The sequence below is a fragment of the Effusibacillus dendaii genome, from assembly GCF_015097055.1.
In the GTDB taxonomy this organism is placed as follows: domain Bacteria; phylum Bacillota; class Bacilli; order Tumebacillales; family Effusibacillaceae; genus Effusibacillus; species Effusibacillus dendaii.
This window is the reverse complement of record NZ_AP023366.1, coordinates 1,867,157-1,882,515: the sequence shown is the minus strand read 5'-3', so window position 1 is coordinate 1,882,515 and position 15,359 is coordinate 1,867,157. Positions and strand designations below refer to the sequence as shown.

At 50.1% G+C, this 15,359-nt stretch carries 15 protein-coding genes and 1 riboswitch; of the genes, 14 read left to right on the top strand and 1 reads right to left on the bottom strand.

All coding sequences use genetic code 11. The annotated features are described in order from the left end of the window. Positions 1-99: 99 nt before the first annotated feature. The 5 genes from skT53_RS10180 (at position 100) to bioB (ending at position 5,338) form a co-directional block, all read left to right on the top strand. Positions 100-906, top strand: coding sequence for a Cof-type HAD-IIB family hydrolase (locus skT53_RS10180; RefSeq protein WP_200756571.1), 807 nt, complete (start codon positions 100-102; stop codon positions 904-906). A 119-nt stretch (positions 907-1,025) separates the two neighbouring features. Beyond that, positions 1,026-2,366, top strand: coding sequence for an adenosylmethionine--8-amino-7-oxononanoate transaminase (bioA, locus tag skT53_RS10175; protein WP_200756568.1), 1,341 nt, complete (start codon positions 1,026-1,028; stop codon positions 2,364-2,366). A gap of 1 nt (position 2,367) precedes the next feature. Next, positions 2,368-3,561, top strand: a complete 1,194-nt coding sequence (bioF, locus tag skT53_RS10170) for an 8-amino-7-oxononanoate synthase (RefSeq protein ID WP_200756566.1) — start codon at positions 2,368-2,370, stop codon at positions 3,559-3,561. 51 nt (positions 3,562-3,612) lie between these two features. After that, the gene (gene bioD / locus skT53_RS10165; RefSeq protein ID WP_226375177.1) at positions 3,613-4,317 is read left to right on the top strand and encodes a dethiobiotin synthase; all 705 of its coding nucleotides are present in this window, start codon (positions 3,613-3,615) and stop codon (positions 4,315-4,317) included. Between the two features lie 19 nt (positions 4,318-4,336). Then, a complete protein-coding gene (gene bioB / locus skT53_RS10160; protein ID WP_200756562.1) occupies positions 4,337-5,338 on the top strand; it encodes a biotin synthase BioB in 1,002 nt (333 codons plus the stop codon). 48 nt (positions 5,339-5,386) lie between these two features. Here the strand turns inward: bioB and skT53_RS10155 are convergent, their stop codons facing one another. Next, the gene (locus skT53_RS10155; RefSeq protein WP_200756560.1) at positions 5,387-5,719 is read right to left on the bottom strand and encodes a cupin domain-containing protein; all 333 of its coding nucleotides are present in this window, start codon (positions 5,717-5,719) and stop codon (positions 5,387-5,389) included. A gap of 73 nt (positions 5,720-5,792) precedes the next feature. Here skT53_RS10155 and skT53_RS10150 point away from each other — a divergent pair, with 73 nt between their 5' ends. The 9 genes from skT53_RS10150 (at position 5,793) to aroF (ending at position 15,221) form a co-directional block, all read left to right on the top strand. After that, positions 5,793-6,350, top strand: coding sequence for a mismatch-specific DNA-glycosylase (locus tag skT53_RS10150; protein WP_200756558.1), 558 nt, complete (start codon positions 5,793-5,795; stop codon positions 6,348-6,350). A gap of 95 nt (positions 6,351-6,445) precedes the next feature. Beyond that, positions 6,446-7,684, top strand: coding sequence for a glycosyltransferase (locus tag skT53_RS10145; RefSeq protein WP_200756556.1), 1,239 nt, complete (start codon positions 6,446-6,448; stop codon positions 7,682-7,684). Between the two features lie 17 nt (positions 7,685-7,701). Beyond that, positions 7,702-8,355: a YktB family protein gene (locus skT53_RS10140; protein WP_200756554.1), complete on the top strand. Its 654-nt coding sequence runs from the start codon at positions 7,702-7,704 to the stop codon at positions 8,353-8,355. Continuing rightward, the gene (locus skT53_RS10135) at positions 8,352-8,933 is read left to right on the top strand and encodes an HD domain-containing protein (protein ID WP_200756552.1); all 582 of its coding nucleotides are present in this window, start codon (positions 8,352-8,354) and stop codon (positions 8,931-8,933) included. Before skT53_RS10140 ends, skT53_RS10135 begins: the two co-directional genes overlap by 4 nt. 144 nt (positions 8,934-9,077) lie before the next feature. Beyond that, a riboswitch (cyclic di-GMP riboswitch) is annotated at positions 9,078-9,178 on the top strand. 61 nt (positions 9,179-9,239) lie between these two features. Further along, on the top strand, positions 9,240-10,121 hold the full coding sequence (locus tag skT53_RS10130) for a tetratricopeptide repeat protein (RefSeq protein WP_200756550.1): 882 nt from the start codon (positions 9,240-9,242) through the stop codon (positions 10,119-10,121). A gap of 184 nt (positions 10,122-10,305) precedes the next feature. Continuing rightward, positions 10,306-11,892, top strand: a complete 1,587-nt coding sequence (locus skT53_RS10125) for a long-chain-fatty-acid--CoA ligase (protein ID WP_200756548.1) — start codon at positions 10,306-10,308, stop codon at positions 11,890-11,892. Between the two features lie 82 nt (positions 11,893-11,974). Next, positions 11,975-13,396, top strand: coding sequence for a bifunctional metallophosphatase/5'-nucleotidase (locus skT53_RS10120; RefSeq protein WP_200756546.1), 1,422 nt, complete (start codon positions 11,975-11,977; stop codon positions 13,394-13,396). A gap of 139 nt (positions 13,397-13,535) precedes the next feature. Further along, complete coding sequence (locus skT53_RS10115; RefSeq protein ID WP_200756544.1) at positions 13,536-13,838, top strand: DUF2614 family zinc ribbon-containing protein; 303 nt, start codon at positions 13,536-13,538, stop codon at positions 13,836-13,838. A gap of 366 nt (positions 13,839-14,204) precedes the next feature. Continuing rightward, entirely contained in the window at positions 14,205-15,221 is a 1,017-nt protein-coding gene (gene aroF / locus skT53_RS10110) for a 3-deoxy-7-phosphoheptulonate synthase (RefSeq protein ID WP_200756542.1), read from the top strand. Positions 15,222-15,359: the final 138 nt, after the last annotated feature.

The window sequence follows — 15,359 nt, the reverse complement described above, 5'->3', positions numbered from 1 at the left end:
ACTCGCATTTATTTCAACAACATTAAAGCGGGTGCTTGACTCCCATGATTTTGAAAGGTACATTGTTGGAAATTCAACCGACCGAAGGAGCATGCAAGGATGACAAGGCGGCGTTTAATTGCCATCGATCTGGATGGAACGATGTTGACAAACGAAAAAAAGATTCTGGACAGTACCAAAACGATCCTGAAAAAAGTGACCGATCTGGGACACGAAGTGGTGATTGCGACCGGTCGTCCGCCCCGCAGCAGCCGTCCGTATCACGAGGAATTAGGGTTAACCAGCCTGATGATCAATTTTAACGGCGCGCTGATTCACAACCCGTTTACCCGCAAAAGTGAGTTTCATTTTCCGATGGATCGCCAGATTGCGCTGGAAATTCTGCACCAGTGTCAGGTTTTTGAAGTGGAAAATGTGTTGGTGGAAGTGGAGGATCGTTATTATGCGAAAAAAGTGGATGCGCTTCTCCGTTTTTTTGGAGACGGAACGCCGCCAACAGGATTGGGGGAGATTGAAACGTTTTTGATCGACCACCCGACCAGTATGATGGTCCACTCCAGCGAAGAAGTGATTACCGCTCTGCGTGCGAGGATAAACAAACAGTTCCACGGGATGGTGGCACACCGGTATTGGAGTGCCGAGCCTTTTCATGTGATTGAAATCACCAAGGCGGGCATTTCAAAAGCGACAGGGTTAATGACATTGGCATCTGTTCTTGGATTTGAACGTCAGGACGTCATTGCGTTTGGGGATGAAGGAAATGACCTGGAGATGATCAAATGGGCGGGGGTCGGCGTTGCCATGGGGAATGCCAACCCGATTTTGAAAGAGGTGGCCGATCAGATTGCAGACACGAATGAAAATGACGGGATCGCCAGGATGTTAGAAAAATTGCTGCTTTTGTAAATCGGGGCAACTGAGAAAGTGGCAAATTTTTCTTGCGACAGGAAACATACCGGTGATATGATCAAATTGTTAACCATATATAATAATATGGTTAACAATTACCGGCTGGAGGGAAGTCAATGGAGTATTCGTATGAAACATTGGCCGAGAAGGACAAGCGGTATGTCTGGCATCCGTTTACACAGATGAAGGAGTACGGAGAAGAGGATCCGGTCATTATCGTGAGTGGCTCCGGCAGAAAGCTGCGCGATGTGAAAGGGAACGAATATTGGGATGGGGTTTCGTCCATCTGGTTGAATGTACATGGGCACCGGGTGGCTGAATTGGATCAGGCGATTGAACAGCAGTTGAAACAGATTGCCCATTCCACGCTGCTTGGAATGTCGAATGTGCCGGCTATTTTGCTGGCGGAACAGCTGGTCGAGATCAGCCCGCCAGGATTAAACAAAGTGTTTTATTCGGATAATGGCGCGACTTCCGTTGAAATTGCCGTCAAGATGGCGTTTCAATACTGGCAGCATAGAGGCAAGCCAGCGAAAACAAAATTTGTCACGATGCAGGAAGCGTACCACGGAGACACGATTGGGGCGGTGTCGGTCGGCGCGATAGATCTTTATCACAAAGCTTACTCATCGCTGCTGTTTGGCGCTTTTAAAGCGCCGTATCCTTACCGGTATCGGAGTCCGCACGGGGAACGCTGTGCGGAAATGTGTCTCGCCGAGACAGAGGCGATTTTGCAAAAACATGCGGAGCAAATTGCCGCACTGATCGTTGAGCCTGTCGTTCAGGGGGCAAGTGGAATCATTGTCATGCCAAAAGGGTATATGCGATCGCTGCGGGAGCTTTGTGACCGTTACAATGTGCTGTTGATTGCGGATGAAGTGGCGGTCGGTTTTGGCCGGACGGGAAAAATGTTTGCCTGCGAACATGATGGGGTTACACCTGATTTGATGACGGTCGCAAAAGGCATTACCGGCGGCTATCTGCCGTTAGCCGCTACGTTGGCTACCGATCAGATTTACGATGCGTTCCTGGGCGATTACAAGCAAACGTTTTTCCACGGTCATTCCTACACCGGAAACCAGTTGGCATGCGCCGTTGCATTGGCCAATCTCAGGCTTTTTAAAGAACAGGATTTGGTCTGCCAAACGGCCGAAAAAGCAAAGTATGTCAGCAAGCGGTTGGCAGCGCTCCATCAGCGCCTCCATGTGGGGGATGTCCGTCAGGCGGGACTTATGATCGGCATTGAACTGGTCAAAGACAAAGCCAGCAAACAGGAATTTCCGTCGGAAGAACGAATGGGTGCGCAGGTCTGCCGCCGCAGCAGAGGACTCGGCATGCTGCTTCGCCCGCTTGGCAATGTAGTGGTGTTTATGCCGCCGCTTTCCTCCACTTACGAGGAACTGGAAGACATGCTGCGAATTCTGGAGCAGGCGATTGCAGATGTAACGGAGGGCTGATATGGAGACGATACAGGCCGAACGTTATGCGGAACAATTGAGTGCGGAATTGAACGAGATACAGAGGAAAGGGTTGTATCGCCAACTGAGGCGAATGGACAGCGCATCGTCTCGAACGGTTACGGTGGAGGGCAAACCGCTTCTGATGTTTGCGTCCAACAACTACCTGGGTTTGAGCGATGATCCTCGTATGATTGAAGCATCCGTCATTGCCCTGCGTACATTTGGCACAGGGAGTTCCGGTTCCCGCTTAACGACAGGAAATTTTATATTGCATGAGCAGTTGGAAAAGCAAATTGCAGGTTTTAAAAATCAGCAGGCCGCGATCGTGTTCAACACTGGATACATGGCAAATCTGGCTGCATTGACGGCGCTTGCTGGTGAATCTGACATCATTTTCTCAGACGAATGGAACCATGCGAGCATCATTGATGGCTGCCGCCTGTCGCGAGCCCAAACGGTCGTGTACCGGCATGCCGATATGGCGGATCTGCAATCGAAACTTGCCAACAGCAGCCGTTATCGGCGCCGATTGATTGTGACAGACGGGGTTTTCTCAATGGATGGCGATATTGCGCCGCTTCCGGAAATTGTTCGCCTGGCGGAACAGTTTGATGCGTGGGTGATGGTGGATGATGCGCATGCAACCGGTGTATTAGGCGAAAGGGGAAGCGGGACAGCGGATTATTTCGGCCTTTCGAAGCAGGTAATGATTCAAATGGGAACACTCTCCAAATCGATTGCAGCGGAAGGCGGTTATATCGCCGGTTCAGCCGAGTTAATTGACTTGCTGCGCAACCGGGCGCGGCCGTTTATTTATTCCACCGCCCTGCCGCCTGCCGTAATCGCGGCCGCTTCGTGCGCATTGCGAATTATTGAATCGGAGCCGGAACGACGTGTACATCTCTGTCGACTGGCAACCCGGGTCCGGAGTGGGTTAGAGGAGCTCGGCTGTCGTGTAATGAAGGGAAACACACCGATTATTCCGGTTCTGATCGGAGACGCAGAAACTGCGGTTCGGATGGCGGGTGAATTGGAACGTGAGGGTGTGTTTGCTCCCGCGATTCGCCCGCCGACAGTTCCATCAGGCTCATCCCGCATTCGTTTGACTGTGATGGCTTCTCACACTGATGCGGATGTGGATTGTCTGCTGCATGCATTTGCAGCGGCAGGAAGGCGGGTGGGTCTGTTGTGATGAGAGGGGCGGTTAGGAACAGCAGCGAGTTGAAAAAGGGGGCGGATGATCGTGGCGGACGGAATATTTGTAACGGCAACAGACACTGAGGTGGGGAAAACGGTTGCTGCGGGAGGGATTGCAGGCGCCTTGCGGCTTTCGGGCATTGATGCGGGTGTTTACAAACCGCTGCAGAGCGGCCATCTGGCAAACGACCCGAATGGCGATGCAGGCCGTTTGAAGAGGCTGGCAGGTGTCGATGACCCGCGGGAGGAAATTTGCCCGTACTCGTTTTCCGAACCGATTGCCCCGTTGTTGGCGGCTGAGCGGGCAGGCCGAACGGTTACGCTGCAGGATGTTCTTGACGGCTATCGCCGTATTCGTGAAAAACATTCTTTTGTCGTTGTCGAAGGGGCTGGCGGGCTGGCTGTTCCTTACATTGAGGGGATGATGGTGGCGGATGTGGCCGCTGCATTCGGGCTGCCGTTGCTGGTAGTGGCCCGCCCGAATCTGGGTACGGTCAACCATACCGTGTTAACGGTTGAATATGCGAGGAAAAAAGGACTTCGGGTGCTCGGCGTGGTGATTTCCGGATATGGAAAACAGCCGACCGGGACGGCGGAAGAGATGAATCCGAAATTGATCGAACAGTGGGGGCAGGTTCCTGTGCTGGGCAAATTACCTTGGCTGGGGGAAACATACGATACGCATGATGTGCGAACAGCGGTCGCCACACATCTGGATTTGGAAGCTGTCGCATCGCTGGCACGCACCTAAAATACAAGGGGGAGTTAGAATGACGCAAACGGTTGCAGCAAAAACGGATTGGAAAGCACTTGCGAACCGCGTATTAGATGGAGAGCCGGTAACCAAAGAAGAGGCGCTTGCGATTGTGCAGGCGGATGATCAGGAAATTCTTGAAATTCTGCAAGGGGCCTATGTGCTTCGGCATCACTACTACGGGAAAAAAGTGAAGCTGAATATGATCATTAACGCAAAAAGCGGTTTGTGCCCGGAAGATTGCGGCTACTGCTCGCAATCGGTCGTGTCGGAAGCGCCAATCGACAAATACGCGTGGCTTACAAAGGAAAGTATATTGGACGGCGCGCAGGAAGCGATTCGCCGGCAAGCGGGCACATACTGCATTGTCGCATCGGGCCGTCGTCCGACGGACAAAGAGATCGATCACGTGATTGAAGCGGTGAAAGAAATTCGGGCAACGACCGACTTGAAAATTTGCTGCTGCCTGGGATTTCTTAATCAAGAACATGCAGAGAAACTGGCTGCCGCCGGTGTTCATCGATACAATCACAATTTAAATACAAGCGCTGAAAATTACGCTAACATTACCTCGACACATACATACGAAGACCGTGTAGATACGGTCCAGAAGGTGAAAGAGTCGGGGATTTCTCCCTGTTCCGGCGCGATTTTTGGCATGAAAGAAAGCGACCAGGAGGCGGTTGAGGTGGCGTTTTCCCTGCGGGAACTGGATGCCGATTCGATCCCGGTCAATTTTCTGAATCCGATTGACGGAACCCCGCTTCAAGGAGTGCGTGAGTTGAATCCGCGCAAGTGTTTGAAACTGCTTGCCATGATGCGGTTCGTCAATCCTTCCAAGGAAATCCGGATTGCGGGAGGCCGGGAAGTGAATCTTCGTCATCTGCAGGTGATGGGACTTTATGCGGCCAATTCGATTTTTGTCGGCGATTATTTAACCACAGCCGGACAGGAGCCGGTGGCCGACTGGCAAATGATTGAGGATCTCGGTTTTGAAATTGAAAAGTGCGCATTGTAAAATATGCATGAAACAAGATACCCCTCGGAAATCCGGGGGGTATCGGCATTATTGATGCGCTGGGTGCTGAACACCTGTGCAGATCAGATCGCTTGACTGATTGTTGACGATTTTGAAGGACACGCCTTTCGGGATGTACATGATCGAACCGGACTCTACATCAATCGTTTCTTCTTGCCCGTTGTTCAAATAAAATTGTCCTTCTCCCTGCAATACGACATAAACCTGGTCGCCGCCTGCAGTCGATTGGTACCCCATCGATTGGCCCGGTTTAAAATAATAGGTATTCGTGGTGAGGTCGTGACCTGTAAAGTTGTTCACTTTGGAGACAGAGCGGTCGTCAAAAACCGCATGTTGAAAAACAGTTTCTGCTTTGGACATAAGATCACCTCGTTAAATGTGGGGAATCAGCAGCGCATGATTATCGATAGGTTTTGCAGGGACAGGCAAAGCTATGCGGGATGTGAACAAAAGACACAGAGCGGGGTGGCGTTGTTGTGAGGCCGATTCCGGATCATATCAGAGAGGGCTGCTGATTTTGTTTGTCGGGTACAATCCAAGCCTGCGGTCGAGCGAGACGGGACATCATTATGCCAACCCGAGAAACCGGTTTTATACGGTACTTTATCAGGCCGGTTTAACGCCGCGCAAATATCGGGCGGAAGAGGATGCCTGTCTGTATGAACTCGGTTACGGGTTTACCAATATTGTCGCACGGCCGACTCGAGCGGCGGAAGAAATTACAAAGCGGGAATATGAGGAAGGGCGCCAAACGCTTCGGGAAAAAATAACTCGTTACAAGCCGAAAGTGGTTTGCTTCGTCGGGAAGGGAGTATACCTCCAATATACGGGCTTGAAAAAGGCCGCTTGGGGCGTGCAGTCACCCTCGCAAGTAGAAGGAGTCATTGATTTTGTAGCCCCCTCTACCAGCGGATTGGTTCGTATGAAATTGGCTGACGTGGTGGCAATTTTTACAGATTTGAAGGAACTGGCTTACTCGATCCCGAAGTAAAGAAAAATTATCGCAAATTCGCGAAACCTGTCTTGGAAATAGATCGAATTTCAGGCCCCAATGTGCACAATCAAATGGGAATCGAGGAGAAAGTGATGGATCGAATTTTGGTAATTTCTTATTTCGCGCCCCCCGTGTTGTCTGCCGAATCAATCCTGGTCGGGAAACTGCTGCCTGAGCTGGCCAAGCGGTACCAGATCGATTTGGTGGCGGTGGGCGACGATCCCGATTTTCGCAAAGACGAGACAATGGGCCAATGGATGGATGTCGAGAACCTGACGGTGCACCGTTACCACAATCCGAAACCGGTCAACAAAATCGTGCGGCGGCTCTACCAGAAAGGTTCTTCCATGTTTCAGGATATGAACGACAGATGGCTGCGTCAGGTGCTGCTTCATTACAAGCCGCAAGGGCCGTTTCAATTGATTTATTCACGTTCGATGCCGGGCATCAGTCATCTGGTGGCTTACGAGTTTAAACAGAGGCTCGGGATTCCCTGGGTAGCGCAGTTCAGTGATCCGTGGGCGCACAATCCTTACAACCGATATCCGCTGCCTGTCATGCACCAGGTGGAAGAGCGCAATGAAGCAAAAGTGATTCGGGCGGCTGACCGTTTTGTGTTTCCGACGGACGAGATTCGCCGATTGGTGGCATCTTCCTATCCGGATGAAGATGTGACAGACCGGTCGATTGTACTGCCGCATTGCTTCGATGAACGGCTGTACGGGCCATCGGAAGGGGAATCACCGGCTGCCGGCTCTCACGATAACCGAATCGTATTGTCCTATATCGGCGACTTTTACGGATTGCGTTCACCGGAACCGATCCTGAAAGCGCTGGCTTTGTTAAACGAACAGCATCCGCAGACAGCGGCGAAAATTCATTTGCAGATCGTCGGCAACGTGGAATCGACATTTGTTCCCCTGCTTTCCAAATACGGAGACATGTTGAAAACCACAATCGAACGAACCGGCCAAGTCTCTTATCTGGAAAGTCTGCAGAAGATGAAACAGAGCGATATTTTACTGCTGATCGACGCGCCAAGCGATGAAAATATATTTCTGCCTTCCAAGCTGATTGATTATTTTGGCGCCAGAAAACCGATTCTGGGAATAACGGCGGAAAAAGGAACAACGGCAAACCTTTTGCGGGAACAGTCTTTCCCAGTCATTGACCCGCGCGATCCTGAGCGGATTGCAGCGGAACTTTTGGCGATGGCGGAACGATTGGATCTGTTTCAGCAGAAGGCGGAAACGAACGATCTGCGGATGTTTGAAGTAAAGACGGTGGCAGATCAGCTAAGCAAACTGTTTGAACAGTTGGGACAAGAGTAAGAGGAGTGGTGAGAACGATGTTTACCGGGTGGAAAGAAGCGGATTTTGAAGTGTTTCAGGTGGAAGGACTGGAGCTGCGGATGGCGGCCTTGAAAGAGCGTGTCCGGCCCAAGTTTGAATCGATTGGAAAGGTTTTGGCGCCTGATTTGTCGGCGTGGTACGGGGAAGAATTTTTTGTCCATGTGGCCAAACATGCCAGACGGAAAACCAATCCACCAAACGATTCCTGGGTAAGCTTTGCAACCAATCCGCGCGGTTACAAAATGCTGCCCCATTTTCAGATTGGATTGTGGGCTACCCATGCGTTTGTACAGTTTGCGATCATTTACGAGTGTGTCAGCAAAAAACAGTTTGCTGAAAAACTGGCCGCGAACTGGCCTGATATCAAGCGGCAGATTCCCAATCAGATGTTATGGTACGATGACCATATTCATCCCGATCCGGTGCCGCATACCCAAATGGAAGACAAAATCGGGCAATTTACCAAGCGATTGCTGGAAAATAAAAACGGCGAACTGTTGGTGGGCATTGACATCCCGAAACAAGAGGCGGTTCGCATGTCAGGCGAAATGTTTCTGGACAAAGCTCGAGAAGCCTTGTATCAATTGGCGCCGCTGTACAGGTTGTCGTTGGCCGGCAGACAAGAAGCAATGGAGGCAAGGAAACGATGAGATTGAATCGGGAACAGGCATGGTCGCTTTTAAATGAATACACCAAGAGTCAGAGCTTGATCAAACATGCGCTGGCGGTGGAAACGTCCGTCAAAGCGTATGCTGAAAAATTTGGTGAAGATGCGGAAAAATGGGCTATTGTCGGCTTGCTGCATGATTTCGATTATGAGCAATATCCAACTCCGCAAGAGCATCCCTACAAAGGATGCGAAATACTCAAGCAACTCGGATATCCGGAGGATGTGATTCATGCGATCCTTTCCCATGCGGAATACACGGGAGTGAAACGGGAATCTCTGTTGGACAAGACATTGTTTGCCTGCGACGAATTATCGGGATTTGTCACGGCGGTAGCTTTGGTTCGGCCGAGCAAAAGCATTTTTGACGTGGATGTCAAGGCGGTCAAGAAAAAACTGAAAGACAAAGCGTTTGCAAAAGGCGTGTCACGCGATGATGTATACAAAGGGGCGGAAGAATTGGGAATCAGTCTCGATGAGCATATTCAGTTTGTGATTGATGCATTAAAAGACAGAGCGGATGATTTGGGGCTGCGCGGTGAGCCGGTTGCTTCTTCCTGAGCAGGAGTTCGAGCTGGGATTGGGAGTTTCGAGTGCAGAAAGCCCGCTTTAGGTGGGACTTTTGTCGCATTTTTTATAGTGTAGAAGGAAATTCGGAGCGTTTTGTTTAAGATATTTTAAAAATGTGATTTTTTTGAACGACACTGATGTTAAGGGCAAAATCATCGAAAGGTGATGACGCAAAGCTGCGGGTCTAAGAAAAGTTGCAGTCGTTCTGCGCTTTTTATGACAGCCGGGCCGCCGCAGTGGCAGCACATTCCCTTGTCTGCCTCTGAGGCAGACATTTTTGTTTGGGGAGTGTGAAACATGAACTTGCATTTGCTTCCTAAAGATTGGCAATCGGTGCGTGAAAAGGAACACCCGTTTGATTCTTGTTTCACGGAAATGCTGGATGAGTTGGGGCGTGAAGATGGGTCGCTGTTAAATACGCTTGTTCTTTTTGAATCGATGAAACAACAGGTGGTGGAACTGGCAGAAATTAGAATCCATCGGCTGTTGGAGCGGGATGGGAGTACTTTTGTCGATGAAGATAAGTGGCACATTTATGATATTTCATTACTGCAGCTGAAACTAAAATTTTTAGCATCTGAATCAACGGTTGAGACAGATGGCTTTTTGTTCCTGTTTCTGAGCATGACCTATTACCGGTTGGGATATCTGGAAGAAGCAAAGGACTCAGCGATTTTGGCAAGAAAACATTATAACGGCACCGAAGACGATAGAGGACTGGTTTTCATCGATTATCTTCTGGCGGTATGCTGTGCGGAAATGGAACAGTGGGAAGAAGCGCAGGATTGGTGTCTGATGGCCCTGTATGGAGGGGCAGACGATACACACACGCTTTTTTCTTGTATATGGCAGTTATATGGACTGACTTTTCAACGTCAGAGTAAAACGGAGCAGGCTGTGGCTGCCTACCTGATGGCTTATGAATCTTGGCGAAAACAGGGAGTTGACGCCAAGCAGGTACAGACGGCGTTGTCCCTTTCCCTGGTGTTGTCACAGCAAAAAGATTGGATGGGCGCCATTCATTATTTAAAGAAAGTTTTTCCTGTATGCTGTGAACCCCATATGTGGCAACTTAAACTTGAGGTTTTGCATATGTTGAAACATTTGTTTGCGAAAACGGGACAAACAGGGCCATTGCTGGCGTGTGAGCAACAGATCGAGCGTCTGGCATATAAATAGAGATATTTTTCAGCTTCGGGTCCGCTTACATAGCGGACTCCTTTTTACAATCTTACTCTCCCACTCAAGTAGTAATGTATTGTGGTTTTAGTGAAAGATTGCTAAACTAGTGAATAGTCATTCATAAATGAATATTCATTCATTTATGCTCGTTATTTTGATCAGGGGATACAGGAGGGTTATCATGAGTACGAGAGGGACATCATCCACTTTTGAGGAAACTGGCATGGCGGATTTGACAGTGCCGCTTATGCTGGCACAGACCAGCGAGCGGTATCCGGATCGGAAAGCGATCTACTTTCACGGAACAGAAATTGATTATAAAACATTGTTTTTTACGGTGGACCGGTTTGCGGCAGCCCTTGCCGAGGCCGGAATCGGTGAAGGGGACCGGGTGGCGATTATGCTGCCGAATTGTCCGCATTATGTGATTGCCTATTACGGAATTCTGCGTGCGGGTGCCGTTGTGGTTCAGATTAGTCCCATGTCGGTGCCGCGCGAAGTGGAACATTATGTTCAGGATTCGGGTGCAAAAGCGATTGTGGTGTTTGCTCCCTTGCTGCCTGTCGTTATGAACTCGTCTGTGGCAGATGATTTGGTGAAAAAAATTGTGGTCGAATTGCCTCCGGTCGGAACGTCTTATGAAGGAGGAGCCGTCAATTTTGAATCGTTTGTGAAAAGCGCTGCAGGACCCGTTCCGCAGCCGAATACAGTGTCGGACGATGTGGCGGTTTTGCAATACACGGGCGGAACTACAGGACGTGCGAAAGGGGCTATGCTGACCCATCGAAACGTAGTGGCGAATGCTTTACAGTCATCCTTGCTTATGGTTTCGGAGGACGTGGAGCAGGAACGGATTCTCAGCGTAATCCCTCTTTTCCACGTATATGCCATGACCACCACGATGAACATGGGGATTTTGACGGGATCCCAGTTGATTATGCTGCCGCGTTTTGAAATTGAAGAGGTGTTGAACACCATCAAGCAAACGAAACCCACCCTGTTCCCTGGTGTGCCGACGATGTATATAGCCATCAATGCTCATCCGAAGGCGCAAGAATACGGAGTGGATTCGATTCGTGTCTGCATCAGCGGCTCGGCTCCGCTCCCGGTAGAAGTCATTAAAGAATTTGAAGTGAAAACCAAAGGCACAGTGATTGAAGGGTACGGTCTGTCAGAAGCGTCGCCCGTTACCCATTTTAATCCAATTGAGAAACGGAAAGCCGGTTCGATTGGCAAACCGATTCCGTTTACCGAAGCCAAAATCGTCGATCTGCATGACGGGGTTACCGAACTGAAACCTGGGGAAGAAGGCGAACTGGTGGTTCGCGGTCCGCAGGTGATGAAAGGATATTGGAATCTGCCGCAGGAAACAGCCGAAACGTTGAAAAACGGCTGGCTTCACACGGGGGATATTGCCAAAATGGACGACGAAGGGTACTACTACATCATTGACAGGAAGAAAGATTTAATCCTGGCCAGCGGTTTTAATGTATATCCGCGTGATGTGGAAGAGGTGCTGTATCAACATCCGAATGTACTGGAAGCGGTTGTCGTTGGTGTTCCCGATCCGTATCGAGGAGAGACGGTGAAAGCGTTTGTAGTTCCCAAACCGGGTACGCAATTGACGGAGGAAGAGATGAACCATTTCTGCCGGGAACGGTTGGCCGCATACAAAGTACCCCGGCTCTATGAATTCCGCAGTGAACTGCCGAAAACCGCGGTAGGTAAAATCCTGAGACGGACGCTGCGAGATGAGTCGCAAAAATAAACAAATTCGAAAAACCTCGATATTCCATCGGGGTTTTTTTATATAATAAAAAAAAAGAGCTTGTTGGGGAAGAAGGTGGAGAATGGATCTGCATCTGATTCACACCAATGATGTGCACAGTCATTTGGATGCGTATATCACGCTTGCCACTCAGATCAGGCAATTGCGAAACCATTTGTCGGCCAGAAACGAGACGGTTTTTTTGTTTGACATAGGCGATCATGCAGACCGAATGGCCCCTGAAACGGATGCGACGATGGGGCTTGTGAACGCTTCCCTGTTACGGGTCATGAATTATGATGCATGGGTGTTCGGAAACAATGAAGGGTTGATCATCCCAAGCGTCTACTGGGAAGCACTCTGCCGTCAGTCCGCTACGCCGGTGCTGAACGGCAATCTGCGTAAGTTGGAGGATGGGGCTGCCTATCCGTTTTTTCAAGACAGTTTGTTGTTGGAACGAAACGGCGTGAAAATCGGGATCTTCGGACTTACCGCACCGTATAACGAGTACTATCATATCGAGGGAACGAATGCACTCGATCCGTTCGAACAAATTCCGCGGTTGGCCGGGGGGCTGCGCAGGCAGGGGGCGGACGTGGTGGTGCTGCTGTCTCATCTTGGCTTGTCTGTCGACCGCAATATCGCGTCCCATAATCCGGATGTGGATATGATCATCGGATCGCATACGCATCATTTGCTGGAACAGCCGGAAAAAATAGGCGATGTGTGGATTGCGCAGGCGGGCAAATTTGCGAATTATTTCGGTCATTTAGTGCTCGATTATGATATGGACAAAAGATGTTTGCGAAACGTAGTGGGGTGTGTGGTAGCCCGTGATGACTCGCTTGAACCGGATGCCGATCTGCGCGCTATTCTGGAAGAGTGGCGCCGCCGCGCAGACCGTATTTTGGAGGAAGTGGTCGCGGTGGTTCCGGAGAAGCTCTATCACCATTTTCACCATGAGTCGGAATTGGGCAACCTGGTGGTCGATGAGATGCGGAAATTGTCCGGCGCGGAATTGGCTTTTCTGAATACGGGTGTGTTTCATTTCGGGTTGGAATCGGGAAATTTGACTCGCAAAACACTGCTTGCCTGCTGTCCTTCTCCCATCAATCCGGTTGTGATTGATCTGTACGGATGGCAGATTCGCGATGTGTTGGAAAAGGCTCTGAGAAAGGAATACACGCACCGCCGAGGGTTCGGCTTTGGCTTTCGCGGCAATGAAGTGGGTTCCCTGGCCGTTTCCGGTTTGAAAATTTGGTACGGTGAAGATGACCGATTGTTGAGCATCGAAGCGGCAGGTGAACCGCTTAATGACAACCGAATTTACCGGATCGTGACAGGGGATTATCTGGTGTTTTCAGGCGTCTATGAGGAGATTGCGCGAGGGACCAAAATTCGTGTCGAACCTGTTTTCTTGCGTGAAGTGATGGAAAAAGCGCTTGCCAATCCGGATCATCTCCGTCAAGCGAAAATCAAGCGCTGGCTGAGGGGAGGGGCCTGAGTTGGCAAACAGAGTGGGACTCCAAAACTGATCGTGGAGGGGTATACCCCGCAAAACGGGTCAATTCAATAGGCAGTGGACAATTTGCCGGGAATCCAGTAGGATAAAACAAACAGATACGAAATAAGGGTGACATGCAATGAAATTGATTCGCTTGCGCAATTGGGCGCTGGGGCTGATCTTTGCTGCGTTTATTCTGATGTATATCGGCGTGTTTATCCACGCGATTTTGCCGGTCATGTTTGTCATCGGACTGATCATGATCGCCGTCAGCAGCGGCATTTATTTCCGGTTAGGGACGATTTCCATGCAGATCCCCCAGGTGGAATGCCCGCATTGCGGGAAAACGACAAAAGTGCTTGGCCGACAGGACGGATGTGCCTATTGCCGGAATCCGATCGCGCTTGATGAAAACGGCGAGTTGATCCTGCCGGCTGAATAATCGGAAAACTCCATATTGACTCCGTAAAAAAATTGGTGATATACTTCCTGTAATATCTCGCATATAATGCGTAACAGTTGGAATACAAAGTTTGCAAGGAACGAATGCCAGTAGGTTTGCCGTCGTTCAGCGATCAGAGACCTGGTGGGTGGTGTGAACCAGGGAAGCGGCAGATTGAATTACAGTTCGGGAGCAAACCGGGAATCCTTTCCCTTATCAGGTGTGCAAGCGGATCGTCGTACGGTGTAACCGGGCGCGTTCAAGTAGGGTGGTACCGCGGACACGGAAAGTTCGCCCCTTCAATTTTGAAGGGGCGTTTTTATTTTCTTTCACAAAAATTTTACTGACCAATAGAGGTGAAAACGAATGGTAATTGTGATGAATAAACAAGCGACTGACCAAGACATACAATCATTGAAGCAGGCGATTGAGGAACTGGGCATGCAGGTTCATATCTCAAAGGGTGAAGAACGGACGATTGTCGGATTAATCGGCAATAAACGGAATGTAGAAGGGTTTCCGTTCACCAGTTTTTCCGGAGTGGAATCGGTGGTCCATGTCACCCACCCGTTTAAACTGGCCAGCCTCGATTTTCATCCGGACCCGACAGTTATTGATGTAGGCGGCGTAAAAATTGGCGGTGGAAATTTTGTGGTAATGGCCGGCCCCTGTTCGGTTGAATCGCGCGAACAACTGATGGAAAGCGCTCTGGCTGTGAAGGAAACGGGTGCGCAAATTCTGCGCGGCGGCGCATTCAAACCCCGGACATCGCCTTATGCGTTTAACGGTTTGGGAGAAGAAGGCCTGAAAATATTGGCGGAAGCGCGTGAAGTGACAGGTTTGAAGATCGTCACCGAATTAATGGATCTGGAAAATCTGGAACTTGTAGCCCAATACACCGACATCATTCAGATTGGCGCCCGCAATATGCAAAACTTTTCTTTACTGCGGGAATTGGGCAGGGTCGACAAGCCGGTCATGCTGAAACGGGGCTTGTCCGCTACCATCGAAGAGTGGTTGATGGCGGCTGAGTATGTACTCAGTGGAGGCAATCAAAATGTGATTCTCTGCGAACGGGGAATCCGCACGTTTGAAACGGCAACCCGTAATACGCTGGATTTAAATGCAGTTCCGGTCGTAAGAAGGCTTTCGCATCTGCCGGTAATTGTCGATCCGAGCCACGGAACAGGCGTGTCCGCCTACGTTCCGGCGATGAGTAAAGCGGGTGTCGCGGTCGGCTCCGATGGACTGATGATTGAAATGCATCCGAATCCGGCAAAAGCGCTGTCGGACGGCGCGCAATCGCTTACGATTCCGCAGTTCAGTCAATTGATGCGGGAGATTAAAGTATTGGCGAACGCTGTGGGGCTGCAAATGGCGTAAGGATGCATGTGGCCGGAAGTGGACGTGCAAGACCGCATTTCGCGGACAGATGCGAAAAAGCGGCTTTCCTGTCGGGAAGTCGAAACCGACTTTTCGACGAAGTATCACATACGCCGTGTCTCACTTGTCTCAAAGCGA

Excerpts from the sequence above, each read along its gene's own strand:
- bioB (WP_200756562.1), top strand. The coding sequence starts at position 4,337 with ATGACGCAAACGGTTGCAGCAAAAACGGATTGGAAAGCACTTGCGAAC.
- skT53_RS10180 (WP_200756571.1), top strand. The coding sequence starts at position 100 with ATGACAAGGCGGCGTTTAATTGCCATCGATCTGGATGGAACGATGTTG.
- skT53_RS10120 (WP_200756546.1), top strand. The coding sequence starts at position 11,975 with ATGGATCTGCATCTGATTCACACCAATGATGTGCACAGTCATTTGGAT.
- aroF (WP_200756542.1), top strand. The coding sequence starts at position 14,205 with ATGGTAATTGTGATGAATAAACAAGCGACTGACCAAGACATACAATCA.
- skT53_RS10115 (WP_200756544.1), top strand. The coding sequence starts at position 13,536 with ATGAAATTGATTCGCTTGCGCAATTGGGCGCTGGGGCTGATCTTTGCT.
- skT53_RS10130 (WP_200756550.1), top strand. The coding sequence starts at position 9,240 with ATGAACTTGCATTTGCTTCCTAAAGATTGGCAATCGGTGCGTGAAAAG.
- skT53_RS10135 (WP_200756552.1), top strand. The coding sequence starts at position 8,352 with ATGAGATTGAATCGGGAACAGGCATGGTCGCTTTTAAATGAATACACC.
- bioF (WP_200756566.1), top strand. The coding sequence starts at position 2,368 with ATGGAGACGATACAGGCCGAACGTTATGCGGAACAATTGAGTGCGGAA.
- skT53_RS10155 (WP_200756560.1), bottom strand. The coding sequence starts at position 5,719 with ATGTCCAAAGCAGAAACTGTTTTTCAACATGCGGTTTTTGACGACCGC.
- skT53_RS10145 (WP_200756556.1), top strand. The coding sequence starts at position 6,446 with ATGGATCGAATTTTGGTAATTTCTTATTTCGCGCCCCCCGTGTTGTCT.
- skT53_RS10140 (WP_200756554.1), top strand. The coding sequence starts at position 7,702 with ATGTTTACCGGGTGGAAAGAAGCGGATTTTGAAGTGTTTCAGGTGGAA.
- skT53_RS10125 (WP_200756548.1), top strand. The coding sequence starts at position 10,306 with ATGAGTACGAGAGGGACATCATCCACTTTTGAGGAAACTGGCATGGCG.
- bioA (WP_200756568.1), top strand. The coding sequence starts at position 1,026 with ATGGAGTATTCGTATGAAACATTGGCCGAGAAGGACAAGCGGTATGTC.
- skT53_RS10150 (WP_200756558.1), top strand. The coding sequence starts at position 5,793 with ATGCGGGATGTGAACAAAAGACACAGAGCGGGGTGGCGTTGTTGTGAG.